Origin of the sequence: Leeuwenhoekiella marinoflava DSM 3653, from assembly GCF_900129005.1 — a bacterium.
GTDB lineage: Bacteria > Bacteroidota > Bacteroidia > Flavobacteriales > Flavobacteriaceae > Leeuwenhoekiella > Leeuwenhoekiella marinoflava.
In genome coordinates this window covers 41,606-65,726 of record NZ_FQUN01000008.1, presented here as the reverse complement: position 1 = coordinate 65,726, position 24,121 = coordinate 41,606, and the positions used below count along the sequence as shown (strand labels likewise).

Genomic DNA, 24,121 nt, shown 5'->3' with positions numbered 1-24,121 from the left:
CCCTGTTAAATATTACAAGCTAATGTTTACAGGGTTTTTTCATTTTCCATACTAGCCCCTAACGGAGTAGAATGCATCAAAAGCATACCATCTACGCGAGACCGTGGGTAAAACCCCTTGTAATTTCTTACATAATTCATCTATTTGTTTAAGATCAAAATTATTAACCATGAGTCAAGAACTAAACCAAACAGATTATAAGCGTGTTACGTTCAATGTGAAGCCAGCTTTTAAAAAGAAAATCAAAGTAGCTGCAGCACGTAAAGGAATGAGTATCACGGATTATATGATTACTCTTTTGAAAGAAAAAATTAACTAAAAACAAAAAAGCAGAATGAGCACAACAAAAGTATTATCTGGAATGATGGATGTCATGAAAGGGATGCAGGAGAAAATTGACACTCTTGAAAAAAAGGTTAACGAGTCTTCCAAAGAGAAGGAAGAGGAAAAGCCTAAAACCGAGCCTACAGCTGAGGAAATCAAGCTTTACAAACAATCAAGTCAATAACCTTAAATACCTAAAAAATGAACCAAGAAACAGGAGAAGCAATCCTTGAAGCAGTTAAAGGATTAAGCAAACGAATGGACTCAATCGATAAACGATTAGAGCAATCTGAGAAAAGCAAAACCTCAGAGAAGGACAAAAAAGAATTTGTTCAAAAAGTTATGAGTGGAATGCAAAAATAATAGTTATGACAGCACAAGAAGAAATAAAACAAATAGCAAAAGACCTAGTCGCTTACCGAATCACTCAGATACAATTTAGACGTAATTCTGAGAAAATTGAGCGAAGAAAAGAAGAGTTTAAAAACTTAGTCAATAGTAGCGCTCTTCAATCCGATGACCAAGAGCTTAATAAGTTCTTAATGTTCACGGCTAATATTGACGATTACACAGATGATGAGGTTCTTCAAATCGGAATCTCTTCTTTAAAATAGTTTACAGTTATGGCAGTACGGGGGAGTAACAGTTTGTTTTTTGCCAGTGGCATAAATAACGATGGGCTTAAACAGGGAGCGAGAGAAGCTGAGGGAATTATAGGAGGTTTAGCAAGCACTGTAAGCCGCATTAATCCATTCGCAGGCTTATTGCTCGGGGCGGCTACTGCCTTTACTGCCATAGCAAACGATTCATTTCAATTGGCAAAGGATTTTGAGAAGGCTATGAAAGAGGTTGAAACAATCTCAAAAGCGACTCAGGATAATTTTGACGATATCTCATCAAAGGTTTTTAATCTAAGTAAGATCAGCCCAGACGGACCCGTTGAACTTGCTAAGGCTTACTACCAGATTGTTAGTGCCGGTTATGATGGTGCGGAAGGTTTAAAGCTACTTGAAACAGCAGCTAAGGCCGCAACTGCAGGTGTAACCACAACCGAAACAGCAGCAGACGGTATTACAACTGTATTAAACGCATTTAAGTTAGGTGCAGAAGATGCAGAAGACGTTGCAGATGCTTTATTTCAGACCGTAAAGTTAGGAAAGACCAACTTTGAGCAGTTATCGAGTTCTTTATCTCAGGTAGCACCATTGGCGGCTGCTTCCGGTTTTGAGTTTAGAGAAGTATTGGCCGCAGTTGCTTCACTTACAAAGCAAGGTGTACCAACTGCACAAGCTATGACCCAAATCAGAGCAGCTATTGAAGCTACTACTAAAGTACTGGGAGATGGGGCTTCTGAATCCCTAACGCTTCAAAACGCATTCCAGGCAGTTTATAACGAAGCCGGAGGAAGCCAGAACAAGCTAAAGGAGCTGACCGGAAGCGTTGAAGCTATGGGGGCCATTCTGTCAACTACCGGAGAAAACGCGAAGGGTGCAGCTCAGGACTTAGAAGATCTAGGTAATTCAGCCGGAGCTTCACAAGAGGCCTTTGAAAGAAATATTTCTTCAAATGTGAATCAATTAGGTTTACTAGGGAATAGAATTAAAGCCATTACGAGAGGCATAGGGGAATCCGCTTTAGATGTAAGTAATGAGCTGGCAAAGTTTCTTAATCGCGCAATTGCAGATACCGAAAATTACAACGACGCCATACGTAAACAAGCGAATGAATTCAATATTTTACAATCCAGCATTTTAGATACAAACACTACGTACGCTGAAAAGATTGAGCTGATCCAAAAATTAGAAGATCAGTATCCAGAATACCTTCAGAGTATTGATCTGGATAAGATTAAAAATGATGACCTTGAAACAACTCTTCAAAAGGTTAAGCAAGCTCTTTCTGATATCAATGACGAGCAAAACAGAAGATTAAAACTAAGCGGACTTAATCAAAAGGTTATAGATGCTCAAAATAATAAAGCAACTCAAAAAGGACTTTATGAGCAAAGCGTTTCAGAATTCTATAAGCTTGTAGAGGAGATTAAAACTTACGCAGCTGAAGAAGATATAAAACTGAATTTCAGTTACAGCGATTCACCAACTGAAATACTAGGAAAGCTCAACAAGCAATTAGATGCAAACCCATTCGGAAAGGGAGGGCGTTTGATTGCTGATCTAAACTTTGCTAACGATGCTATAAATCTTTACAGTAGAGGGCTTAGGGAAGCAAATAATGAGCTTGACAAGGAGGAAGATGAACTTCAACGTATTAAACGTCTTACTTATGACAACGCGGAAGGGTTTAAGCAGATAGCGAAAGAAGTTGCTGCAATTAATTCTCTGGAAGCATTGAAGCCATTTGAAAAATATCAATTTCCAGACACTAAAAACTTGGTAGATGCTAGAAAGGAAATACTTGAAACTTTAGAATCTATAGACCTGGCAAAAGATATTCCTTCACTAAAGCCATTTTTAGAAAGTGAGATTGATGAGGTTAGAAACTATGCTTTAAAACGCCAACGCCTTTTAAATACTGATTATACTCCGAAAGGTGGATCTGGTGGAGACTCCAAGAAAGATGCATTTACTGAAATGCTCAATAAGAATAAGGAGGAGTATGAAAAGTACGAGGCCGTAGTTAAGCAAATAGGAAAAGAGATTGCAGATGCTCAGTTTGAAACACTTTTAAAGCAGGGATCTGATTACGGTGAATTCCTAAAGAATCAGTTAGATAAAACAAAGGTGTTTGCTGAACAGCAAAAAATAGCCTTATCGGCTGAGAAGGAAGGTATCAACCTAAATAGAGGTATTGTGACTTCGCCAAATAGTCTACAGCCAATTACGGTACCGGTTGACTTTGAAATTGATATTACTTCTATAAATGCGATTGATCGACAATTAAGAACCCTATACGAAAAGTTTTACGCAGCCCAGACCGATGAAGAGCGTAAAGCATTAGCTGAGCGAATTAAGATAAGACGATTAGAGTTAGAAGAGGCTGAGAAATATCTTAATGATGTAGAGAATCTTAACGGCGATTTTCAAGACAAGTTGTTCGATATGAATAACCGTGAATTGCGGGCACATATCAAAAAGCTAAAGACAAAACTAAAATCTGAAGAACTCACAAAGGATCAGATAATCGCTTATAATGAAGAAATATCCAGATCACAGGAAGAGTTAGGTAATAATATTCAGCAGACAGGAAATGAAATTGCCGGAATACTAGGACAGGTATCTTCTTTGTTTTCAAAATTCGGAGATGAGGACACCGCAAAATTAGTAGATCAACTCGCAGGAGTTGCAGCCGGTGCAGGACAACTAGGTAAAGGGATTGCGACAGGTAATGTTGTTGATATTGTTTCCGGAGGGCTAAAAGTATTAGATAGCGCGTTAACTGTTGAGGTTGTTTCTGATACTGCAAAATTTGAGGCAGCCATTAAAAGCCTGAATTCAGCAATTGACGATTTAGATTATGTCATTTCTAAAAGTGTAGGCCGCGACCAGATCACAAGTAGACTGGACCAATTAAAGAACCTTGAGCAGTTGCAAGAGGATATTAAAAGAGCTGAGCGAGCCGAAAAAGAAGCAGAAAAGCAGGTTAAACTTTTAGGGTTAACTGTAGGGAAAAAAGGCAAAGGAAGTGGTACAGATGCCGCGAAACTTGAAGAATTTGCAGAGCAGGCAAAGCAGTTAAAAAGAGAGGCTCAGGAACTGCAAGCAGAACTCAACGAAATTTATACCGGCACTTCGTCTCAGTCAATTACCGATAGTATTATTGAAGGATTCCGGAACGGTAAAAGAGCAGCCTCAGACTTTGCCGATGACTTTGGGGTAATGATGCAAGAAGCCTTATTGAATAATTTCAAAATCAACTTTCTTGCTAATCAAGTTGAGGACTTTTATAAAGAATTTGCTGAGGCAGGATCAGACGGTAGTTATAGTTCAGCAGATATCGAAAGGCTTAGAAATTTTTACAACACACTAATAACAGGCGCTCAAACTGACTTAGACGCGATTAATGACATACTGGAAAATACCGGTATTGGCTCTTTAGGTGCCGATACATCTAAACAGGGGTTAAGCGGTGCTATAGCTTCAGTTACAGAAGACACAGCAAATATTTTAGCAGGTACTTTAAATGCTGTTAGGTTGGATCAACGTCAAATGCTAACGGTCAACCAGCAGGCTAATATATATCTAGCTGAAATAAGCGTAAACACCAGATACAACAGATACCTAGAAAGTATTGACGGACGATTCGCAAGTATTGAGTCAGCGATTCTACAATTTCAAGCAGGAGGTTAATTTTTCTTTAGTTGGTTTTGTTTTTTTTCACTGACGGTATAAATGCCGTCAGTGTTTTTTATTTTGGAATTAAAAGATATTTAGTTGTGTTCGTTAGAACATCTGTAATTAAAGGCGAAGTAAGATGATTTGTAGTTGGTATAGATATTGTTTGTAGTATAACTAAAATTATATATTAACTTACAGGTGATAAATGAGAATGTAAAGCTATAGTTATATCCTTTTTTTGTTATATAGCATGATAGATAAAAGGTATCGTTCTTGTTTACACATATATAAGTTATACTGTATTTTTACATACTGCTTTTACAAGAAGTAATAAAACTAATATGAAAAATAGCGAAGCAAATATTGAAATAGAAAGAGGTGTTGATAACGCTTTAACTTCTGTTACTGTTTTTATGCCTATATGGGATAAAGATAATGACGATGATGAAACTATATCTATTGATATACCTTTACTTGGGCTTAAAACAATTGCAAAAGATGTTGTTGATGCTGATGCTGCAATTAAAGAAGCAATCGAGCTTTTTTGTTTAAGTTCAGAGAAATTTGGAAAAGGTTTAGAAAACGACTTAAAAGTTTTAGGTTGGAGTTTTGGTAAAAAAGATGGTGCTACTACTGTAATGAACTTTGACACTAAAAATAGTGTATTTAATCAAATATTTAGTACTGGCGATCAATTTGCTCAAAAATTTGATTTAGCTAGCTAATATGAGTTCAGAATATCACCCAAAAGTTGACGTTGATTTTATTGTTGAAAAAATTATTAGTAGTGGAAAGGTTGATGTAGATAGCAAATTAACTTCTGGTAATAGTATTTCTTTTGTTTTAAAAGGAAATAAAGCTTTTCATAAGCGTTTTGTTTTAATAAGGCATATTGATCAAAAGTTGAGTTTTGAAACCGCTATGGCTCAAGCTATCAAATTTAAATTTATAACAGGCCTTTTAGAGTGGTGCGAAAAGCATAAAGATTGGAAAGAAGGAGAGTATATAAGCAAAAATAAATAAGCCTCATTTAGAGGCTTATTTTATTTGTATTATTTTGTTTCTGAAAAGAAATGTGTTGCAAATTGAATTAAGATTTTAGGAATGGGGAAATTTTCCCTTTCGTAACTTATTAATTGAAAATCTTTCCTGCTAACTTTTACGTCTATGCAGCTTTTTAAATTGCTCACCGTAGTAAGCGGCTCTACTTTGCTCATAGGTCATATGCTCAGCTGAGTTGCCCCTTTTTTCTTTTAAGAGCATTTCTAAATCCTCAATGCTGAGGTGTTCTCTTGCTATTTGGAGGTATGGGTTCATATATTTGTTATTTAATTACCAGTCATCACCTGCGCTGTTAATAGCTTCAAATATTCCTGCGACTATCGCGTTGAAATGATTCTCTAAATCTTCTTTTGCTCTGTCAGATTTTAGTTTATCCTTCTTTCCGTAGATCCCCAAATCAGAACCATTAAAACTGAATTTAGTCCATACTAAATGTAATACTTGCTTGTGATCTGTAAAAGTGGTCAGTCCAAAAGTAGGAGCGTCAATTCTCAATTTTCCATCTTTAAATTTTAAGATGTAGTTATAGTCCATATCGAACACGTGCATCCCGTTTCTGTGAATGCTATTAGGCGCGTATCCGGCAACTGTTATCTGTTCATTTTCAATAACGCTAAGCGCTTCATCAGGATTGCTGTATATCGAATGAAGATAGGTGAGGGCTTTTTTATAAACTTGAGCCTGATCTAGTTCCGGGGATTCAATTACTAAATAGTTTTGCTCTGGATCACTGGCACTTGTAAAACCTTGAGGGGTTAGTTCAAATTTGGGAGCCTGAGCTGAAACGCTCAGAGAAAATAAGATTGCTAAAATGTAAAGTGTTTTCATAATTGGTTTTTTGTTGTTGTGAAATGTAAACTATCTAATTGTAAAAGTTTTACGCTTATCTGTAATCAAAAGAACTTTGTCATTTCAATAGCTAAATCTTTATTGCTCTTTCCTATGTAGTTCAGGAACATTGCTTCTGTAGAATGTCCGGTTGCATAGATTAGATAGCTTGTAGGGATGGTTCCGTAAAAGTTTGTGGCAAAAGACCTCCGGCCTATGTGAGAACTAACGAGTTCCCACTTTTCATAAATACCGGTTTTCTTTCTGTATTTCTTACTACCTGGTTCAGTCTCTAGTTTTTTACTGCCTGTAACTTTCTGATTGATTTCAGCAATTTTGCAAACCTCTTTTACGTAGTCGTTATATCTCTGGTCCGATATGGCTTTGGGAAATTCCCCATTTCTTTTCTCAAGTGTTTCTAATACTTTAGGGTGTAGAGGAACGGTCATAACTTTTCCAGTTTTCTTTTGAGTGAATTCGATGTAGCTTTTACCGTTCTCAATTCTTATTTGCTCTTTATGGAATCTCATAAAGTCAGAAACTCGTTGACCTGTGTAGCAGCTAATAATTAACCAGTCTCTTACATTTTCATAGCTCTCTGTTAGTTTTTCAGGATCTATTTTTTCAAGCTTCTCCAACTCTTCAAAGTTCAAATAGATATTAGGCACTTTATGGTAGCTGCTCTTTATACTGTCTAATTGGTAACTGGTTTCTAAGCCGTGAAATTTAGCATGACGGCAGAGTGTTTTGATGGTCCGGAATGCTCTGGTAATTGTATTGGGAGCATAACCTTTATCTAAACAGTAAGCTTCAAACCTCTTTTTGAAAGAAAGATTTACATTTTTGATTAGGACTTTTGAATTGATCTCTTTCTCATACCGGATCAGAAGGTTCTTTGTTACCCTATATTTCCTTTTAGTTCCTTCAGTTAATTCACTTCCTTTCATATCAATAAAAGCCTCGTGATAATTGACTACATCTTTAGGAAGTGCCTGCTCCTCATCTTGAGGGCTGTAATAGTTTTTTATTACATTCTGCAGCCATTTTTTATCTAGTTCCTGTTCCGGCTCTTTATCAAATGCCTTTAGAATAAAATTTGAAAGTTCGTTTGTCTGGCTGTTTATTTCAGTCTGCTTGTTTTGGATTTCAATATCCTTTGATCTCTTATTATGAAGCTTCGACCAGTAATGTTTTGATACTTGAATATTTGTCTTACTTCCTAAAACAAAATCTTTATAACCTTCTGGATAATCAGGACTGTTGAGCCGGTAAAGAAGCCGAGCGTTTAGAGTGGATTCGTCTTTTGTAGAACGATAAAGGAAATTTACGGTAGCCATGGAAAATTGAATTACAATACAAATTTATAACATTTGTACGGTAGTTGTACGGCTAAATAATAATAAAAACAAATGTATGCGAACATATACAAAAACAGGTGTTTGCTTTAAAGCCCTGTATATATTGGGTTCGAAGTGTTTTTAATGTGTTTTAGTGACTTTTGTTGATTATGCGTTTTGTGTTGATGGTACTCCCTCCGGGGTCACAAAAGGGATACTATTTCAGTATCCTACTTTTTCTCAATTGTGTTTTTTATTTAAGAATTTTCATTCTTTTCTTGTTAAAACCATGAATAATGAAATATTTACAGCTGGTTCAATTTTTTTAGAGAGTTAAGTTGATGGGATTCGAACCTTATGGAGTAAACTATTTTAAGTCAAAATTGGTGCGATAAATAAGGTATATTGATTATATAAAAGTTGATTCAATCCTAAATGATTTCATAGATTTAATATATAAGGACTTTTTAAAAAAATTAAGATATAAGAACAATCAATTAAACCTTGCCCGAAACTCTAATGGACTTAATTCTGTTTTGGCTTTAAACAGTTTGTTGAAACTCTGTGAATGCTCGAAACCTAATTCGTAAGCAATTTCTGAAACGGAAAGATTGGTGGTTGATAATTTTTCTTTGGCTCTTTCTATAACCGCGTTCTGAATGTATTGTTGTGTGTTTAATCCTGTTAGTGAACGTAGCATATCGCTTAAATAGCGTTGAGATAATTTTAATTCGGTGCTGATATGTTTAACAGACGGTAAGCCATCTTGCAAACTATCTTTTTCAAAATAGTTATTTAAAAGTTTATCTAAAGAATTTATGATATCGTGATTGACTACTTTTCGTGTAATAAATTGCCTGTTGTAAAAACGATTACTGTAATTCAGAAGTAGTTCTATTTGTGAAACCAGGACATCTTGGCTAAAATTGTCAATATTGTTATCCAATTCGTTGGCTATTGAAGAAAATAGATTAGCTATAACCTCTTTTTCTTTTGCTGATAAACATAGGGCTTCAGTAACATTATAAGAGAAAAAGCCATATTGATTGATGGTTTTACCTAAAGGATAATTACGTATAAAGTCCGGATGGAAATACAAAGCGATTCCTTCATAGCTTTCTGCCTCTTCGGGTGAAAAAACAATTTGTTTTGGCTTCAAAAATGCCAATCCACCTTCTTCAAAATCGTAATGTCCCTGTCCGTATTTTAGGTGTCCTGTGAAGGTAGGTTTAAAGGAAATTTTATAAAAATCAAAACTCACTTTTTGCCCTCTTGGAAACACTTTAATCGGAACATTAGTGTAATCAACCAAAGTAACCAGTGGATGCAATGGTGCAGGAAGTCCCAATATTCGCGCAAGCTGCGATATACTTTTAATGGGGTTGATGTTCAACTGTTGTTGCATAGTTTATGAATTTAATCAATTTTATTTCGACAGAGGTAACCTTTCGTTTACCGTATAAAGTGTTGTGTGCAAAGTAATTAAATACTTTGCACACGCTTTATAGTTGCTTACACTTTTTTTGCTTATTATTTGTCTATTTGTTTTGCTAAAACTTTAGGATAGCGGTCTCCCACAAGTGTAATTGCACTTACTGTTTTGTTTATTAAGGCAAGCTCATCGACTGTTAATACAATATTTGTGCTTTCTATGTTTTCTTCTAAACGATGCAATTTTGTAGTCCCTGGAATTGGTGCCATCCAAGGCTTTTGAGCCAGAAGCCAAGCTAATGCTAATTGTCCTGTTGTAATATTTTTTTGATTGGCAATTTCTGAAAGTTCATCTACTAAAACCTGATTGGCTTTTCTATTTTCTTTGCTGAAACGAGGAATGATATTTCTGCGATCGATATCCTCTAATTTTGTGTCCGCATTTATTGCCCCAGTAAGAAAACCTTTGCCCAAAGGACTGAACGGAACGAAACCAATACCTAACTCTTCTAAAGTTGGTATGATTTCATTTTCGGGTTCACGCCAAAACAAAGAATATTCGCTTTGTAATGCTGTTACAGGTTGAATTGAATGTGCCTTCCGAATAGTTTTTGCACCAGCCTCCGATAAACCAAAATGTTTTACTTTCCCTTCTTGTATCAAGTCTTTTATTGTTCCTGCAACATCTTCTATTGGAACATTAGGGTCAACTCTATGCTGATAAAGTAAATCAATGTAATCTGTTTTTAATCTTTTTAAAGATGCTTCGGTTACTGCTCTGATAGTTTCAGGTCTACTGTCTAAACCTGCTGATGGTATGGCATCTTTAAAACCAAATTTTGTTGCGATAACTACATCTTTGCGTACTGTTTGAAATGCCTCGCCAAGAATTTCTTCGTTGGTGAAAGGACCATATGCTTCTGCTGTATCAAAAAATGTGATTCCTTTTTCAACTGCGTTGCGTAGCAGTGTTATTGCTTCTTTTTTCTCAATTCCTTTGCCGTAAGAAAAGTTTAAACCCATACAGCCAAAGCCTAATGCGGAAACTTCTAATCCACTACTTCCTAATTTTCTCTTTTGCATAATTACTATTAATTGTTTCTAAAATAAGTTCATTTTCAAGTACAAAATTCTTCAAAGTTATTCTATGAAATGTATCCGAATTGGTAGTTGTTGTAGTAAAATTGTAAGGGTTTAAGACATTATTGATTCCTTCAGTAGTTTGTTTTTAGCCTTGCTGCCAATGGCAAATTGTATATTACTTAGCGGATTACGGGGCGATTTGCTGTCTCCAAGGATAAAGACAATCCGGGCGAGAATCCGCATCACGTATTCTACTACAAAAGCTATATTATACACTGGAATTTTTATTCTCCGTTACCAGTAAGTAGGATAAAAAAACAGCAGATAATTCTAATTAAATGACTGCCGAAACTCTATTGGGGAGAGATTGGTTTTGGCCTTAAATAATTTACTAAATGACTGCAAGTGTTCAAAGCCCAATTCGTAAGCAATTTCCGAAATGGAAAGCTCTGTGGTAGACAGTTTTTCCTTGGCCTTTTCAATCAGCTTTTCATGGATGAGTTGTTGGGTAGAAAGTCCGGTCAAATTTTTTAGCAAGCTTCGTAGATAACTTTTAGAAACATTCAGCTTTTCAGAGATAAATTGTACGCTTGGCAGGCCTTTTGTTATTAAGTCTTCTTGATTAAAATAATCATTCAACAAGAATTCCAGTTGATCTAAAATTTGACAATTACTTCGCTCTCTTGTTAAAAATTGTCGGTGGTAAAACCGGTCGGAATAACTCAAAAGACTTTCAATCTGAGTGATGATAATCTGCTTGCTGAACTTGTCAATATTAGATTGGTATTCCGTTTTAATGTTGTGAATCATTCCTTCCAAAATACGTTCTTCTTTTTCTGAAAGAAACAAGGCTTCATTCACTGCATAATCAAAGAATTCATATGTGTTAATGGTATTTGCTAACGAAGTTCCCCAGATAAGATCCGGATGGATAAGCAAAGACCAACCTGTACTGTTACCATCAGGATTTTCTTCTCCTCTCAGAACCTGATTAGGAGCAACAAATATCATTAAACCTTCATCAAAATCATAGTGTTGTTGTCCATAATACAATTTATTTTGACAACCTCTTTTTAAGGAAATAGTATAGAAGTCAAATAGTACATTATGTACTTCAAGAGCTCCTACTGTAGCCAAATCAATGACACTAATCAGGGGATGTTCAGGTTGTGGCAATCCAAAAACCCGATGTGCTTCTGAAATTGTTTTTACTCTTAATGGCTTCATAGTTAAAAGTTTAATTTAGTTGGTTGTAAATTACAACCTAAAAGATAATTCTTTCTCCAATTTTCATCCATAAAATTTGCTCAAGTTCTTTCGAATGCTGCTTCTTTAAAACCTGTTCTGGATAGAAGACAGGTTCTTGACTTAAATCGAAAGTGCCATAATGCATAGGCATCCACCGTTTCGCTTTCAAATCTTTGAATGCTTTTAAGGCATCGGTTGGTCCGGTATGGGCGGAACTCATAAACCATTGTGGTTCATAGGCACCTACTCCAATCATCGCGATATCAATGTCATATTCATTGCCAATCTCAGAAAAATGGTTCTGATAACCACTATCACTGGCAAAATAAATATTTTTCCCCGAAACTTTATCTTGTACCATAAAAGAACCCCAAAGATTGATATTGGTATCCGTCAGCCAACGTCTTGACCAATGATGACTGGGTAAGTAATCGATATCTATTTCTTTGGAAGTCTCATAACGTTGATACCAACCCGCTTCCTGAATTTGGTTTTTGATGCTCCACTTTCTTAAAAGCTTGCCGATTTCTAATCCTGTTAAGATTATAGCTCCCGGATTATACTTACATACTTGAATAATACTTTTTTTATCAATATGATCACGATGATTATGTGATAAAAGAAGATAATCGACATTGTTTAATTCAGGAATATCAAATGGGACTTTTGTGTATCGTTTCAAAAATTTATTTGGTACAACAACCGGATCTATGAGTAAGCGGATTTCATTTAAATCGAAGATGAAAGAAGCATGTCCTAGTGGTATAATAGCATTTTGACTTTTGTTTGAAATATCTTCAACAGTTTGCCAAATTAAAGGAGATTTTTGCCCTTTTTTTAGTTTTGAAAGAGGGCTGGGATTGCGTAACATGCGCCATGCATCCCTAAATCCCTTGATATCATCACCGTGAATATTGGTATACAAACCTTTTTCATTTAGTTTATTTCCAGTCCATCCGGCTTTCACAAAGGATAAATTTGGATTGTGCTTCTTTAAAGCCATAATATTTCTTTAAAAATTCAAAATTGTTTCACTAGGTTTAATATGAATCAGCTTTTGAGTATCCTTCCAAAGTTTAGCTGCTCTTTTTTCGTCATATGATAACTTTGATGAAGGTCTTTCAATCAATTGACTATTATTGGCTTGAAAATATTTTCCAGAAGCAGTATCGTAAGCTGGTTCAACAGTAATTTTGGCCAATGATGCTCCTGAAAAGTCCGCTGTACTTTTTGTTATCCCCATTTGCTTCATCACCCAATTCATAAATGAAGTATTTGCTAACCATGCTACTAATGGAGGCATATTTCTTAAAAAACCTGTGCCAGGTGTTGCTCCAGGATCAAACGCAATAATAGTAATTGGAATATTAGCTTTTTTCAATCTCCGGTTCAATTCATAAGCATATTGTATGATATCCAGTTTTGAAGTAGCATACATTTTGCCTAAATTAATTGGTTTTTCACCATTCTTTCCGGTATTTGCCAAATCTACAGCTGTTGCTTTATCGGCCACACCCATCATTTTTCCATCCGCAGTGTCAGGATCGTGTGTTCCACTCGAAGTAAATACAATTCGCCCCTTTTTTGAAACTAGGTCTATTAACAATTCAACCAATAAAACATGTCCCAAATAATTGGTCGCGTAGGTGGTTTCGTATCCATCATCGGTATAGGTAACTTGCCCATTCAAACGCACTCCTGCATTACAAATAATTCCATTGAGAGATTCGATCTCCCCAGATTTTAGCATTTTCTTGCATTCGGAAACACCTGCTCTTACGGATGCAAAAGATGAAGTGTCCATTTTTAGTAAGTGAACTTTCACCTCATAATCGTTCTCTAATGCTTGTGAAAAGTCTTGCATTTTTTCCGGGCTTCTACCTGCCAAAATCAGGTTGCATTGATGCTTGGATGCCAATAGCCTAGAGCAGTACACCCCAAGTCCACTGTGTCCGCCTGTGATTAGTATTGTAGCCATGATATAACTGTTTTTATTTTCCGGGTAATTTTCCTGATGATGCAAAGTTGCTTCAACCTTTAAAAACAGATTTAGCCGAAACGACTTTTGTGTTAGTCAAAAGCTATTATGTGATTAACGAGATACAGAATTTACTGATACAATGGTTTAAACTTTAAATATAATTGGACAAAAAAGAGATTATTAATACTCTGTTAGTAGATAAAACTGCTTTTATCAGTTTTGAATCAATTATGAGAAATTTCAAGAAATGGACATACAAAGCAATAACTACTAAACCTTGATTCATGATGAATTAAGTTGTTCATAGTGTAGAAAAGTGTCTGAAGCTGATTGCAACAGACACTTATTTTCTTTTCAATTTTTATGACTTACAGATCATGATTGAAAAAGGATTTTAGTCTATCTCTAGTATCACTTTACCCACTTGACTGTTCTCTTCCATAAAACGATGGGCTTCACTCACTTTTGCTAAAGGAAATGTTTTGCTAATTGTTGGTGTTAAACTTCCTGAAGTTACTCCTTCTTCAATAAACGCTACTGCGGCCTTTACTTTATCTTTGACCATCAATAATTCGGTCATGTCAAAGCCACGGATAGTTAGCTTTTTAGAAAGTACCTCAATTGTTGACCAACTTGAATATTCTCGGCTTAGCGCACCGTAAACTATTAGTTGACCTGTTATCGCAGTGGCGGCAATCAGTTTTTCGAATTGAGAGCCACCAACAGCATCAAGTACAAGTTCCACACCGTTACCTGTTATGGAAAGTAATTCAGCCGTAATGTCTTGTTCACTGCTAATAATTACGTGCGATGCGCCAGCATCCAGAAGGGCTTTCTTCTTATGGCTTGAGGTAGTAATGGCTATTGGTATCCCGCCTATTTTTTTAACCGTTTGTATAATAGCCAAACCAGTGCTGCTCGAAGCTGCATTAATTGCAACATATTGCCCTTTTTTTAAACCTCCTACGTCCATTAGTAAGCCATAGGCAGCCAGATAACTAACCCATAAACCTGCCGCTTGCTGAAAGGACAATCTTTTGGGGTGTCTTTGAACAGCATAAGCGGGCAACAGTATTAGATTACCATAGGTGCCATAATCGTCATTTGAAAAAGCACCGATTACACTCACTTCATCGCCTGGAGACAAGTGCTGAACATCACTGCCAGTAGATTCCACTATCCCGGCTGCCTCAAATCCTATCTTTGAAGGGAAATTAGGTTTTTTGCTATATACACCCTGACGATAAGAAAGGTCAACTCGGTTCAATCCTATTGCTTTAACCAATATTCTTACCTCATTTGAAGCGGGAGCTGGAACATTGATATTTGTTAATTGCAGTACCTCTGGGCCACCAACTTGATTAAACATTACCATTTTTCCTGATTTTGTTTGCGTATCCATATATTGTTATTTTTCACAATAGTAATTTAAAATGGCTATTTTTACAGGTAAAGTGGTAAATGTGCGAAACATACAATAAAGTGCGTAATGGCTAAACTAAAAGAAAATTCAACTAATAATCATAACAGGAAATTAATGGCCGATTGTGATATGACCTATGCATTACAAATGATTGGGGGTAGATGGAAATTGCTGATTTTGACAAGTCTTAATAAAGGTCCTATACGCTATGGAGAGATAAAAAATAGCATTAGTCAGATTACTGAACGTATGCTAACTTTACAGCTCAAGGAGCTGGAACAAGACGGTTTAATTATTAGAACAATCTTTCCTGAGGTACCACCTAAAGTTGAATATGAATTGACGGAACTTGGTAAGGCATTAATTCCAATAGTTAAGGATTTAAGTGCCTGGGGTAGCTTTGTTCGTGCATACCACAAAGTAACATCATAAAATGCTCAAAAACTGCGTATGATCTACTGTGTGGATTATTCCGGTACTTATACTTTTCTTCGAGTATACGATGATCGATTACATTTATGGAATCCGGGAACACTGCCAGAAGAATTGACGATTTACAAACTAAAACAATAACATTCATCCTGTCCCCGAAATCGAAATATAGCCATTGCTTTTTTAAAGCTGGCTATATTGAATCTTGTGGGCGGGGAATAAACAAAATCATTGATGCCTTTAAAGAAGCTAGATTGCCTGTTAAGCTTTGTTATTTATAAAAGAGAATGGTCGGATTAATAATGAACAATACCAAGAACTTTTTGAAATCTCCAAAAGGATGGTGTCTTATGATTTAAAAATACTTGTTGATAGGAATTTTATAACCAAAATAGGTTCTACCGGAAAGGGAACCTACTATATTCTCCAAAGGGGCAATAAAGGGGCAAAATCACCTCTAAAGGGGCAATAAAGATGCAATTGCCCCAAAATGAACTGTTTAACCATTGATAAATAAGTGATTTGAATTTTTTCAAGCAGCCAATATATCAGCTAAAAGCTTTAAATCCTCTATTAATTGGTTCGAGTTTTGTACCATATCGTTCACAAAAGGGATACTATTTCAGTATCCCTTTTTAACTTAATTCTCGATTTTATTGAGAAATTCTTATTTTTTTCTTTTAAAACTGTAAATACTAACAAATTTACAACCGGTTCGATTTTTTTAGAGAGTTAACTTGATTGGATTCAAACCTTATTATTTTCTTATTATTTTATTTATTAAAACGTCAATAAGGAAACAACATCAACCAATTCAGAAACATTTTCACCTTAATATTGAATGACATTTGTGGTATAGAAATTTAAAAACTATCACAATGAAAACTATTTTTATTACAGGAGCCTCATCCGGCTTAGGAAAAGCAACCGCTAAATTATTTCAAGAAAAAGGATGGACAGTTATTGCAACGATGCGCAATCCGAAAAAAGAAACCGAACTTCGAGAGCTTAAAAATGTTCACTTATATCCTTTAGATGTCACTAATTCTCAGCAAATAACAGATACTATTTCGCAAATTCTTATACAATTCGAAGTGGATGTGGTTTTTAATAATGCGGGTTATGGTTTAGTAGGAGGATTTGAAGCGTATTCACAAGAAGATATTCAGCACCAAATCGAAACTAATCTTCTAGGAGTGCTTAAAGTGGCCCAGCCTTTTATCACCTATTTTAGAGAGAACAAAAAGAAAGGGATTCTCTTAACCACTACTTCAGCAGCAGGAATTGCAGCAAATCCTTTAGCTTCTGTTTACAGTGCAACCAAATTTGCATTGGAAGGCTGGAGTGAAGCTGTAAATTATGAGGTAAACCCATTTGGGATTCAATTAAAAACCATCGCACCCGGAGGAATGGCTACAGACTACGCGGGTCGTTCTTTAAATTATGTCCAAAAGGATGCTTATACCTCACTATGGAATAAAATGATTGCGGGTTTTGAAGATGGAAGTACTGAAGTCCATTTTTCTTCGGCAGAAGATGTGGCAAATGTAGTATATGAAGCTGCTACCGATAATAGTCCAAAATTACGTTATATAGTTGGGCCCGACGCGGAGAAGTTAGCCAATGACCGACAAAATTTAGGTCAACAAAAACAATTTGAACAGATCAGTAAATTGTATTACTAATAAACACCCTTTTTATTTCCAGATTTAATGCCTATGCTTCACTAAATTAAGTATGGAAAAATAATTTCAGAAAATAAAAGCAATGTTCATTTAATCCTAACCTTTTACCTTTATCTCTTTATTTTAGATATGGAAAAGTCTAAAAACCTATCATTATGACTCCATTTATTTTTAATTCCATTTCAGCGTTACATACAGCTTTAGGGGTATCTAAACCTTTGCATCCTTTAATAAGTTTGTTAGATTACGGAGACGTAAAGGCAGATGTATTAGAACTATCCAAAGGAATGGTTCTCAACTTCTATAAAATTTCTTTTAAAAAGAATTTTAAGGGGAAAATAAAATACGGGCAGGGTCATTACGATTTTGATGAAGGGAATCTTTCTTTTCACGCTCCGGGGCAATTGGTAAAAGTTCTGGAAGAGGAAGCAGATTATTCGGGAATTACGTTGCTTTTCCACCCCGATTTTATCCGCGGATATGCCTTGGCAAGTAAAATCAAAGAGTTTGGATTTTTCTCCTACGGATTAACGGAAGCACTTTATTTATCGGATAAGGAAAGAGCGATCATGATAGGTATTTTTAATACCATTGAAAATGAGCTGCAGGCTTCGATAGATAATTTTAGTCAGGATATTATGATATCGCAACTGGAGCAATTGCTTAATTATAGCAATCGTTTTTACAACCGACAATTCATTACCCGAAAACTTGTGAATACTGATCTTCTTGTTAAAATGGAAATGTATTTAGAGACGTATTTTAATACGAATAAAACACTGGAAAGCGGAATCCCTTCAGTTAATGATCTAGCAGAACATCTAAAGGTATCTTCCCGCTACCTTAGCGATATGCTTCGTGCACATACAGGAAAAAGTACGCAGTTTCATATTCAACAAAAATTAATAGATCACGCTAAATACTTACTGACGGCCACCGATCTTTCTGTAGCAGAAATTGCTTATCAGCTAGGCTTTGAACGGCCACAGTCGTTTAATAAACTATTCAAGCAGAAAACAGATCAAAGTCCGCTACAGTTTAAGAATTCCCTGAATTAACATCAGATAATAATTAAAATAAAAAAGAAAATGAGTTACTGCAATGTCATTGAAACAATGCCCGAGCCTAGAAAAAGCTTACATAAAAACTATCACGACAATCATTATGGCTTTCCTATCCACGATGATAATGAATTGTTTGGACGATTAATTATGGAAATTAATCAAGCCGGATTAAGCTGGGAAACCATTTTAAAGAAGGAAGAAAACTTCCGTAAAGCCTACGATGATTTTGATATTAAAACCATTGCTAATTACTCAGAAATGGATCGGAAACGATTACTTGCTGATGCTGGAATTATACGGAACAAACTAAAAGTAAATGCCGCTATTGTCAATGCGCAGGCAATTTTGGAATTACAAAAAGAATATGGTTCGTTCGAAAAATGGCTGGAACATCATCATCCCAAAAATTTACAGGAATGGATGAAACTCTTTAAAAAAACCTTCAAGTTTACCGGAGGGGAAATTGTCAATGAATTTTTAATGAGCATCGGCTATTTACCGGGAGCACACCAAGAAACCTGTCCTGTTCATCAACAAGTGTTAAGAGAAAAACCGATGTGGAATCAATAAAAAAAGAAAAAATGGATATCGATAAATTTATACAAAATTGGCTTCAGGCCAGCAATGATTTTGATACAGAAAGATATCTTGCAATGTTTCATACAGATGCAGTATTGGATGATCCTTCGGTGGGCAAAAAATTTATAGGTCACCAAGGAATTAAAAATTATTTTGAAAGCTATTTTATTGGCTACAATACGCAGACCCGATTGGTAAAGCTAAATAGGCAAGGTGATAGTACACACCTTGAAGTAACGTTTACCGGGGATTTTCCTGAAGGAAAAATTAGGGGCACATTTGATTTTATTTTTCAGAAAGGAAAAATTTCTTTCGTGAAGGCAGATCTGGTACAATGATTTTTAAGATATTTTTCTGAAACAGTTGTTTTAAAATAAATACCTTTGTACCCAATTAAGAATAAACAATGGGAAATTTAGATTTTAAAGCACTTAAAAAACGTTCGAAAGCAATTCGGGAATCGTATCATAAATTAGAAAAGGAATATCATCAAACACAGTGGAGCGTAGAAGAAGATGCTTTGGCTTTTTTAACCGATGCTGGTTTGGTAGGAAGAAACGTAATGTCGCAACAAGAACGTTGGCCAAAAACAAATTCTCAAGAGGAATTAGAACATAAATTGGGAGAATGTATTTGGTGGCTTAGTATCCTAGCTGATCGAAGTGGTATAGATATAGAAGAAGCTACAGAAAAGTTTTTAAGCAAAACGGAAAAAATATTTTAAAAATGAAAATCAAGAACATCTTAATCATAGTGGTTCTATTTGCGCTATGTTCGTGTAATTCCTCAAAAAAATCAAATGCTGAGGACAAGGACACAACGGATAACTCAGTACACACTATCATATCAACCAATAAAAGTATTTATATAAAAGACGAAGCTATTGAGCTTTCCTTGGAAGTTAAGAATACGGGCAATAAACCTTACACCTTTTTACCTTGGGGCACCCCTATAGAAAACAAATTTACAGGAGCTTGTCTCAAAGTTACCCACAATAATAAAAATATTGATTATACGGGAATTATGGTAAAACGGGTTTCGCCAACCGAAAAAGACTACATAACACTTGAATCAGGTGAAATAGCTGTTGGAAAAGTCAATTTACTTGACGGATATCATCTCGATGAAAATGGTGTTTATACCATTCAATTTGAAGAAAGGTATAATGGTTTACCTGAATCAAATACAATAAAAATAGAAATAAAATAATAGTAGTCCGATTGCAATAACCAGAGTAAATGAATTCTAAATAGAATATAATGGCTAGAAATGTAGAATTTGACGAAGAATTAGCGGTTTCCAGAGCAATGGATGTGTTTTGGAAAAAGGGCTATAATAGTACCAAAATGCGTGATTTGACGGAAGCTATGGGTATTAATAGTAGTAGCCTTTATAATACTATTGGAGACAAACATCAACTCTTTTTACGTTGTATTAAACATTACACGGAATCCAGGATGGAGGCTGCTACAAAACAAATGCGGCTGATCAAATCTCCATTAAAAGCAATTGAAAAATTCATTCAGTCTTCCGTATATACTATTACCAATGAGCCCAACAGTTGTCTGGCTATCAAAACAACATTTGAAGTAGCCACAGGTGACGAGAAAGTCCAGAAAATTATAAAAAGTGACAATGAGTTTACCTATAATCTTTTAATTGACCTGGTAAAAAAAGCAGTGGAGCAAAAGGAAATTACCGTAACTCAAGATGCTGAAATGCTAACCGATTATATCATTAACAATTTTACAGGTTGGCACGAATCTTTTATAATTCATCAAGACAAAAAACGCATTAAAAAAATGGCCGATTTTTTAGTGGCACAAATTAGCCAATAATTTTTCAGCTGTTATTCTGAAACAAACATTTCATAATTATGAGTGCTTTAAATTTAAAAGATACATACAAAAGCTATTATACTGCGAGTGAACAGCCGGAAGTAGTGGATATTCTGGAAGCTACCTATATTTCGATTCTTGGATCAGGAAGTCCGGGAACTGCTGTTTTCTACGAAAAGAAAAAAGCATTACTGGATTTCGTAGAAGATTTACAACAGCAGTATACGGGATCAGACAAAGCATTTATTAGTAATATCGTCGAAATTTTCTATTGGTTTGACGAAGCGGAAACAGGGTTTGTGGATATAGGGAATTTTTATACGACTGTAGATCTGGACTTGCTTCATTACCGGATCGCTATCCGTACTCCGGAGTATATTTCAGATAAAAACATTCAAGAGACAATTCATCTTTCTAAGACAAATCCATTTGCGAATGATTTTAAACTTTTCAAGTATACCGCAGGAAAGAGTGTACAAGTCTTACATTTAGGGCCTTTTGCCGGAGAATTGAAAACACTCCCCATATTGCAGCATTTCGCTACAGAAAAAGGACTTAAAAAATCGGGAATGCACCACGAGATTCATTTGGTGAATTTTGAATCTGGCCAAAGCCAGGATCATCTTAAAACTATTCTGCGTGATCCCGTTGTAAAGAATAAACAATAATTTTTTTAATTAAATCTGAAACATTTGTTTTAGATAAAAAACTCAATAGTAATGGATAAACAAACAGAACAACTTAACGGCAAAATAGCTTTAGTAACAGGTGGTACCAAAGGTATCGGAAAAGCAATTGCAAATAAATTGTCCTCCGCTGGAGCAACAGTTATCGTAACAGCACGAAAACCATCCGAAGAAAAAAGTGAACACCATTTCATTGCAGCAGATTTAACTAATAGCGATGATATTGTAAAACTCACCCGCCAACTAAGTAATGAATTTGGTACACCCGATATTTTGATAAACAATGTAGGTGGTACATCCTCGCCGGCTGGAGGTTTCCAGATGCTCAGCGATGAAGACTGGAATAAGGATATTGAACTCAACCTACTCGCCTCTATTAGACTGGATAAAGCAATAATTCCTCAAATGCTTGAAAAAAAATCCGGTGCCGTGATCCATATTTCTTCGTTAAACGGCAAAATACCCTTGTACCAGTCCAATTTCTCCTACGGGGTGATGAAATCAGCCTTAAATGCTTACAGTAAAACGCTTGCCAATGAAGTTGCTAAAAATGGAATTCGAGTAAACACCGTATCCCCAGGAATGGTACGAACAACTGCGATGGAAACATTTTTGAAGGGTTTTGCGGAATCTATTGGAAAAACTGTTGAGGAAGCTGCACAACAAATTATGGATGGTTTGGGAGGTGTTCCTTTGAACCGTCTAGCCGAGCCGGAAGAAATTGCCAATATGGTTGCCTTTTTGGTATCAGATGATGCAGGTTATATCACCGGAGCCAATATGCTTGTAGACGGAGGGACTTATCCAGCGGTGTAATTAGATTTAAATCTAAAACAAATGTTACAAAATATGACTATTTATAAAAGTAAACTTATAGAGCAATGTGATGTAGAAGAAATTTTTACTGCTCAAATAATTAATTGAAGTTAAAATGGAAAAATTAGAAAACGAATTAACAGGAAAAATAGCCTTGGTAACCGGTGGAACTAAAGGAATAGGCAAAGCCATTGCCGACCGATTGTTAGAAGCAGGTGCAAATGTGATTGTAATCGCTCGAAACCATCCTGGAGATGAAAATTTGAAGCATCATTTCATTTCCGCAGATCTAACTATTTCAAGTGAAACCGATAAACTGGTCAAAGAAATCAGTGAAAAATTCGGGACAATTGATATTCTGGTCAATAATATGGGAGGCTCTAACAGTCCGTCAGGAGGTTTTGCTGTGTTATCCGATGAAGATTGGGAACGTGATTTACAACTAAATTTACAGTCTTCTGTTCGGATTGACAGGGCAATTCTTCCGCAAATGGTAGCAAAGAAGAGCGGAGTTATTGTCCATATTTCCTCAATAACCGGAGCTCTGCCGGTATATGAATCTCTAGGTGCTTACGCGGTGGCTAAAGGCGCCTTGAATAACTATAGTAAAAGTCTTTCGAAAGAATTTACGCCACAAGGTATACGTGTCGCAGCGGTTTCTCCAGGAATGGTAAGAACAGATACAATGGATAATTACTTACAATCTTTATCTGATACGATGGGAATAACTGTAGAACAAGCAACCCAAAATTTGATGAGCAGCCTTGGTGGAGTTCCGATGGGTAGAATGGCTCTTCCTGAAGAAATAGCAGAACTGGTAGGCTTTTTAGTTTCTCCAAGAGCATCCTACATCACCGGTGTAAATTACATAATCGATGGAGGTGCAAATCCTTCTGTATAAAGTTAAGATACAGCAAATAGAAGAGCTGATTTATTCAACTCTTCTTGTTTTTAAATGAACTAAAATTTCAAATGACTATGAATACTCAAAAAAGCAAACTGCTCATTTATGGAGCATCTGGATATACAGGAAAAATAATTGCAGCCAGGGCGAAAGAATTAACCCTTGACTTCGAAATTGCAGGCAGGGATGCCGTAAAAACCCAAGAGCTTGCAAAACAGTTAAATGTTCCCTTTCACGTATTTACTGTTGATGATGAGAATGCTTGGAAAAAGGTCTTAGAAAACAAGCAAGTTTTGATCAATGCAGCAGGTCCGTTTAAATTCACAGCTCAACAAGCGATGAATGCTTGTTTAAATGCTGGAGTACATTACCTGGATATTAGTGCTGAACTGGATACGTACAGACTAGCAGAATCACTCGATGGCAAAGCTAAAGAGGCAGGTATTCAGTTAATGTCTGGAGCTGGACTTTTTGTAAGCTATGACGCCTTAGCTGTTCATTTAGCAAAATTGGTGGAGCAACCCCAACAATTAAAAATTGGTTTTCAGCATTATGGAGGTTTTTCCAAAGGCTCGGTGCTCAGCAGTAAAAATATTACAGATTTAGGAGTCTTGATACGAAAAGATGATCAAATTATTCAAAATGATAACCCAGAACCAAAAGTATTCTCATTCGGAAAGAAACAGTTAGAATGTTTACCTACTCCTTTAGGAGGCATTATTTTAACTTATAAATCCACACGAATTCCCAACATAGAGGAATACTTCTCTCTGAAACTTCCCGCGTCAGATATACCAGATTTAAATCCAGAAAACCTACCTGACGGACCAACACAAGAAGAACGTGCTTCAGGAAGAAATGCTCTTTCTGCGGAAGTTACCGGCATAGATGGTAACGTGGTGAAAGCCTGGATTGATGCTCCTTCGGGCTATGATCTCACCCCACTCTCGGTAGTGGCAGTAGCAAGTCGCATTTTGAATGATGATTTTAAAGTAGGCTATCAATCGCCCGGATCTGCTTACGGAGAAGATATTATAAAAGACATTCCGGATACTCGGTTAATAGACCTAATTAATTAACTATAAAACACATTAAAACTAGAATT

General features: G+C 35.9%; 29 protein-coding genes. 20 read left to right on the top strand and 9 right to left on the bottom strand.

Annotated elements, in window-relative coordinates; genetic code table 11:
- The first annotated feature begins 169 nt into the window (after positions 1-169).
- The 7 genes from BUB91_RS21005 (at position 170) to BUB91_RS07695 (ending at position 5,642) form a co-directional block, all read left to right on the top strand.
- On the top strand, positions 170-319 hold the full coding sequence (locus BUB91_RS21005) for a hypothetical protein (protein WP_164917845.1): 150 nt from the start codon (positions 170-172) through the stop codon (positions 317-319).
- A gap of 15 nt (positions 320-334) precedes the next feature.
- Entirely contained in the window at positions 335-508 is a 174-nt protein-coding gene (locus BUB91_RS21000; RefSeq protein WP_164917846.1) for a hypothetical protein, read from the top strand.
- Between the two features lie 17 nt (positions 509-525).
- Positions 526-687 (top strand): hypothetical protein, encoded by a 162-nt coding sequence (locus BUB91_RS20995; RefSeq protein ID WP_164917847.1) that lies wholly within the window; start codon positions 526-528, stop codon positions 685-687.
- A gap of 5 nt (positions 688-692) precedes the next feature.
- Positions 693-938: a hypothetical protein gene (locus tag BUB91_RS07710; RefSeq protein WP_073098662.1), complete on the top strand. Its 246-nt coding sequence runs from the start codon at positions 693-695 to the stop codon at positions 936-938.
- Positions 939-947: 9 nt separating this feature from the next.
- Complete coding sequence (locus BUB91_RS07705) at positions 948-4,631, top strand: phage tail tape measure protein (protein ID WP_073098661.1); 3,684 nt, start codon at positions 948-950, stop codon at positions 4,629-4,631.
- A gap of 329 nt (positions 4,632-4,960) precedes the next feature.
- Positions 4,961-5,344 (top strand): hypothetical protein, encoded by a 384-nt coding sequence (locus BUB91_RS07700; RefSeq protein WP_073098660.1) that lies wholly within the window; start codon positions 4,961-4,963, stop codon positions 5,342-5,344.
- Between the two features lies 1 nt (position 5,345).
- On the top strand, positions 5,346-5,642 hold the full coding sequence (locus BUB91_RS07695; RefSeq protein ID WP_073098659.1) for a hypothetical protein: 297 nt from the start codon (positions 5,346-5,348) through the stop codon (positions 5,640-5,642).
- 129 nt (positions 5,643-5,771) lie between these two features.
- Here BUB91_RS07695 and BUB91_RS20990 read toward each other — a convergent pair whose 3' ends face one another.
- The 9 genes from BUB91_RS20990 to BUB91_RS07655 all read right to left on the bottom strand — a co-directional run bounded on the left by BUB91_RS20990 (position 5,772) and on the right by BUB91_RS07655 (position 14,991).
- Positions 5,772-5,936, bottom strand: a complete 165-nt coding sequence (locus BUB91_RS20990) for a hypothetical protein (RefSeq protein ID WP_164917848.1) — start codon at positions 5,934-5,936, stop codon at positions 5,772-5,774.
- 15 nt (positions 5,937-5,951) lie between these two features.
- Positions 5,952-6,509, bottom strand: coding sequence for a hypothetical protein (locus BUB91_RS07690; protein WP_073098658.1), 558 nt, complete (start codon positions 6,507-6,509; stop codon positions 5,952-5,954).
- Positions 6,510-6,574: 65 nt separating this feature from the next.
- Positions 6,575-7,846 carry a site-specific integrase gene (locus BUB91_RS07685; protein ID WP_073098657.1) on the bottom strand — a complete coding sequence of 424 codons (1,272 nt, stop codon included), beginning with the start codon at positions 7,844-7,846 and terminating at the stop codon, positions 6,575-6,577.
- 493 nt (positions 7,847-8,339) lie between these two features.
- Positions 8,340-9,251: a helix-turn-helix domain-containing protein gene (locus tag BUB91_RS07680; protein WP_073098656.1), complete on the bottom strand. Its 912-nt coding sequence runs from the start codon at positions 9,249-9,251 to the stop codon at positions 8,340-8,342.
- 125 nt (positions 9,252-9,376) lie between these two features.
- On the bottom strand, positions 9,377-10,300 hold the full coding sequence (locus BUB91_RS07675; RefSeq protein ID WP_449543906.1) for an aldo/keto reductase: 924 nt from the start codon (positions 10,298-10,300) through the stop codon (positions 9,377-9,379).
- 390 nt (positions 10,301-10,690) lie between these two features.
- Positions 10,691-11,587 (bottom strand): helix-turn-helix domain-containing protein, encoded by an 897-nt coding sequence (locus tag BUB91_RS07670; protein ID WP_073098654.1) that lies wholly within the window; start codon positions 11,585-11,587, stop codon positions 10,691-10,693.
- Positions 11,588-11,624: 37 nt separating this feature from the next.
- Complete coding sequence (locus BUB91_RS07665) at positions 11,625-12,611, bottom strand: MBL fold metallo-hydrolase (protein ID WP_073098653.1); 987 nt, start codon at positions 12,609-12,611, stop codon at positions 11,625-11,627.
- A gap of 9 nt (positions 12,612-12,620) precedes the next feature.
- Entirely contained in the window at positions 12,621-13,586 is a 966-nt protein-coding gene (locus tag BUB91_RS07660; protein WP_073098652.1) for an SDR family NAD(P)-dependent oxidoreductase, read from the bottom strand.
- Between the two features lie 397 nt (positions 13,587-13,983).
- The gene (locus BUB91_RS07655) at positions 13,984-14,991 is read right to left on the bottom strand and encodes a zinc-dependent alcohol dehydrogenase family protein (protein ID WP_073098651.1); all 1,008 of its coding nucleotides are present in this window, start codon (positions 14,989-14,991) and stop codon (positions 13,984-13,986) included.
- An 87-nt stretch (positions 14,992-15,078) separates the two neighbouring features.
- Between BUB91_RS07655 and BUB91_RS07650 the strand changes: the two genes are divergently transcribed.
- The 13 genes from BUB91_RS07650 (at position 15,079) to BUB91_RS07590 (ending at position 24,095) form a co-directional block, all read left to right on the top strand.
- The gene (locus tag BUB91_RS07650) at positions 15,079-15,444 is read left to right on the top strand and encodes a winged helix-turn-helix transcriptional regulator (protein WP_073098650.1); all 366 of its coding nucleotides are present in this window, start codon (positions 15,079-15,081) and stop codon (positions 15,442-15,444) included.
- An 18-nt stretch (positions 15,445-15,462) separates the two neighbouring features.
- Positions 15,463-15,585: a hypothetical protein gene (locus tag BUB91_RS21480; RefSeq protein WP_262490540.1), complete on the top strand. Its 123-nt coding sequence runs from the start codon at positions 15,463-15,465 to the stop codon at positions 15,583-15,585.
- 737 nt (positions 15,586-16,322) lie between these two features.
- Complete coding sequence (locus BUB91_RS07640) at positions 16,323-17,129, top strand: SDR family oxidoreductase (RefSeq protein ID WP_073098648.1); 807 nt, start codon at positions 16,323-16,325, stop codon at positions 17,127-17,129.
- Between the two features lie 155 nt (positions 17,130-17,284).
- Positions 17,285-18,187, top strand: a complete 903-nt coding sequence (locus tag BUB91_RS07635; protein ID WP_073098647.1) for a helix-turn-helix domain-containing protein — start codon at positions 17,285-17,287, stop codon at positions 18,185-18,187.
- Between the two features lie 30 nt (positions 18,188-18,217).
- Positions 18,218-18,763 (top strand): DNA-3-methyladenine glycosylase I, encoded by a 546-nt coding sequence (locus BUB91_RS07630; protein WP_073098646.1) that lies wholly within the window; start codon positions 18,218-18,220, stop codon positions 18,761-18,763.
- 11 nt (positions 18,764-18,774) lie between these two features.
- Positions 18,775-19,110: a nuclear transport factor 2 family protein gene (locus tag BUB91_RS07625; protein WP_073098645.1), complete on the top strand. Its 336-nt coding sequence runs from the start codon at positions 18,775-18,777 to the stop codon at positions 19,108-19,110.
- 68 nt (positions 19,111-19,178) lie between these two features.
- Positions 19,179-19,496, top strand: coding sequence for a MazG-like protein (locus BUB91_RS07620; protein WP_073098644.1), 318 nt, complete (start codon positions 19,179-19,181; stop codon positions 19,494-19,496).
- A 2-nt stretch (positions 19,497-19,498) separates the two neighbouring features.
- Positions 19,499-19,981, top strand: coding sequence for a hypothetical protein (locus BUB91_RS07615; RefSeq protein ID WP_073098643.1), 483 nt, complete (start codon positions 19,499-19,501; stop codon positions 19,979-19,981).
- A 50-nt stretch (positions 19,982-20,031) separates the two neighbouring features.
- A complete protein-coding gene (locus tag BUB91_RS07610; protein WP_073098642.1) occupies positions 20,032-20,610 on the top strand; it encodes a TetR/AcrR family transcriptional regulator in 579 nt (192 codons plus the stop codon).
- 38 nt (positions 20,611-20,648) lie between these two features.
- Positions 20,649-21,278, top strand: coding sequence for a hypothetical protein (locus tag BUB91_RS07605; protein WP_073098641.1), 630 nt, complete (start codon positions 20,649-20,651; stop codon positions 21,276-21,278).
- A 51-nt stretch (positions 21,279-21,329) separates the two neighbouring features.
- Positions 21,330-22,112 carry an SDR family oxidoreductase gene (locus BUB91_RS07600; protein ID WP_073098640.1) on the top strand — a complete coding sequence of 261 codons (783 nt, stop codon included), beginning with the start codon at positions 21,330-21,332 and terminating at the stop codon, positions 22,110-22,112.
- A 115-nt stretch (positions 22,113-22,227) separates the two neighbouring features.
- A complete protein-coding gene (locus BUB91_RS07595) occupies positions 22,228-23,013 on the top strand; it encodes an SDR family oxidoreductase (protein ID WP_073098639.1) in 786 nt (261 codons plus the stop codon).
- Positions 23,014-23,090: 77 nt separating this feature from the next.
- A complete protein-coding gene (locus tag BUB91_RS07590; RefSeq protein WP_073098638.1) occupies positions 23,091-24,095 on the top strand; it encodes a saccharopine dehydrogenase family protein in 1,005 nt (334 codons plus the stop codon).
- Positions 24,096-24,121: the final 26 nt, after the last annotated feature.

Bases quoted from the DNA above. Each gene is read 5' to 3' on its own strand.
- BUB91_RS21005 (WP_164917845.1), top strand. From the start codon at position 170: ATGAGTCAAGAACTAAACCAAACAGATTATAAGCGTGTTACGTTCAAT.
- BUB91_RS21000 (WP_164917846.1), top strand. From the start codon at position 335: ATGAGCACAACAAAAGTATTATCTGGAATGATGGATGTCATGAAAGGG.
- BUB91_RS20995 (WP_164917847.1), top strand. From the start codon at position 526: ATGAACCAAGAAACAGGAGAAGCAATCCTTGAAGCAGTTAAAGGATTA.
- BUB91_RS07710 (WP_073098662.1), top strand. From the start codon at position 693: ATGACAGCACAAGAAGAAATAAAACAAATAGCAAAAGACCTAGTCGCT.
- BUB91_RS07705 (WP_073098661.1), top strand. From the start codon at position 948: ATGGCAGTACGGGGGAGTAACAGTTTGTTTTTTGCCAGTGGCATAAAT.
- BUB91_RS07700 (WP_073098660.1), top strand. From the start codon at position 4,961: ATGAAAAATAGCGAAGCAAATATTGAAATAGAAAGAGGTGTTGATAAC.
- BUB91_RS07695 (WP_073098659.1), top strand. From the start codon at position 5,346: ATGAGTTCAGAATATCACCCAAAAGTTGACGTTGATTTTATTGTTGAA.
- BUB91_RS20990 (WP_164917848.1), bottom strand. From the start codon at position 5,936: ATGAACCCATACCTCCAAATAGCAAGAGAACACCTCAGCATTGAGGAT.
- BUB91_RS07690 (WP_073098658.1), bottom strand. From the start codon at position 6,509: ATGAAAACACTTTACATTTTAGCAATCTTATTTTCTCTGAGCGTTTCA.
- BUB91_RS07685 (WP_073098657.1), bottom strand. From the start codon at position 7,846: ATGGCTACCGTAAATTTCCTTTATCGTTCTACAAAAGACGAATCCACT.
- BUB91_RS07680 (WP_073098656.1), bottom strand. From the start codon at position 9,251: ATGCAACAACAGTTGAACATCAACCCCATTAAAAGTATATCGCAGCTT.
- BUB91_RS07675 (WP_449543906.1), bottom strand. From the start codon at position 10,300: ATGGGTTTAAACTTTTCTTACGGCAAAGGAATTGAGAAAAAAGAAGCA.
- BUB91_RS07670 (WP_073098654.1), bottom strand. From the start codon at position 11,587: ATGAAGCCATTAAGAGTAAAAACAATTTCAGAAGCACATCGGGTTTTT.
- BUB91_RS07665 (WP_073098653.1), bottom strand. From the start codon at position 12,611: ATGGCTTTAAAGAAGCACAATCCAAATTTATCCTTTGTGAAAGCCGGA.
- BUB91_RS07660 (WP_073098652.1), bottom strand. From the start codon at position 13,586: ATGGCTACAATACTAATCACAGGCGGACACAGTGGACTTGGGGTGTAC.
- BUB91_RS07655 (WP_073098651.1), bottom strand. From the start codon at position 14,991: ATGGATACGCAAACAAAATCAGGAAAAATGGTAATGTTTAATCAAGTT.
- BUB91_RS07650 (WP_073098650.1), top strand. From the start codon at position 15,079: ATGGCTAAACTAAAAGAAAATTCAACTAATAATCATAACAGGAAATTA.
- BUB91_RS21480 (WP_262490540.1), top strand. From the start codon at position 15,463: ATGATCTACTGTGTGGATTATTCCGGTACTTATACTTTTCTTCGAGTA.
- BUB91_RS07640 (WP_073098648.1), top strand. From the start codon at position 16,323: ATGAAAACTATTTTTATTACAGGAGCCTCATCCGGCTTAGGAAAAGCA.
- BUB91_RS07635 (WP_073098647.1), top strand. From the start codon at position 17,285: ATGACTCCATTTATTTTTAATTCCATTTCAGCGTTACATACAGCTTTA.
- BUB91_RS07630 (WP_073098646.1), top strand. From the start codon at position 18,218: ATGAGTTACTGCAATGTCATTGAAACAATGCCCGAGCCTAGAAAAAGC.
- BUB91_RS07625 (WP_073098645.1), top strand. From the start codon at position 18,775: ATGGATATCGATAAATTTATACAAAATTGGCTTCAGGCCAGCAATGAT.
- BUB91_RS07620 (WP_073098644.1), top strand. From the start codon at position 19,179: ATGGGAAATTTAGATTTTAAAGCACTTAAAAAACGTTCGAAAGCAATT.
- BUB91_RS07615 (WP_073098643.1), top strand. From the start codon at position 19,499: ATGAAAATCAAGAACATCTTAATCATAGTGGTTCTATTTGCGCTATGT.
- BUB91_RS07610 (WP_073098642.1), top strand. From the start codon at position 20,032: ATGGCTAGAAATGTAGAATTTGACGAAGAATTAGCGGTTTCCAGAGCA.
- BUB91_RS07605 (WP_073098641.1), top strand. From the start codon at position 20,649: ATGAGTGCTTTAAATTTAAAAGATACATACAAAAGCTATTATACTGCG.
- BUB91_RS07600 (WP_073098640.1), top strand. From the start codon at position 21,330: ATGGATAAACAAACAGAACAACTTAACGGCAAAATAGCTTTAGTAACA.
- BUB91_RS07595 (WP_073098639.1), top strand. From the start codon at position 22,228: ATGGAAAAATTAGAAAACGAATTAACAGGAAAAATAGCCTTGGTAACC.
- BUB91_RS07590 (WP_073098638.1), top strand. From the start codon at position 23,091: ATGAATACTCAAAAAAGCAAACTGCTCATTTATGGAGCATCTGGATAT.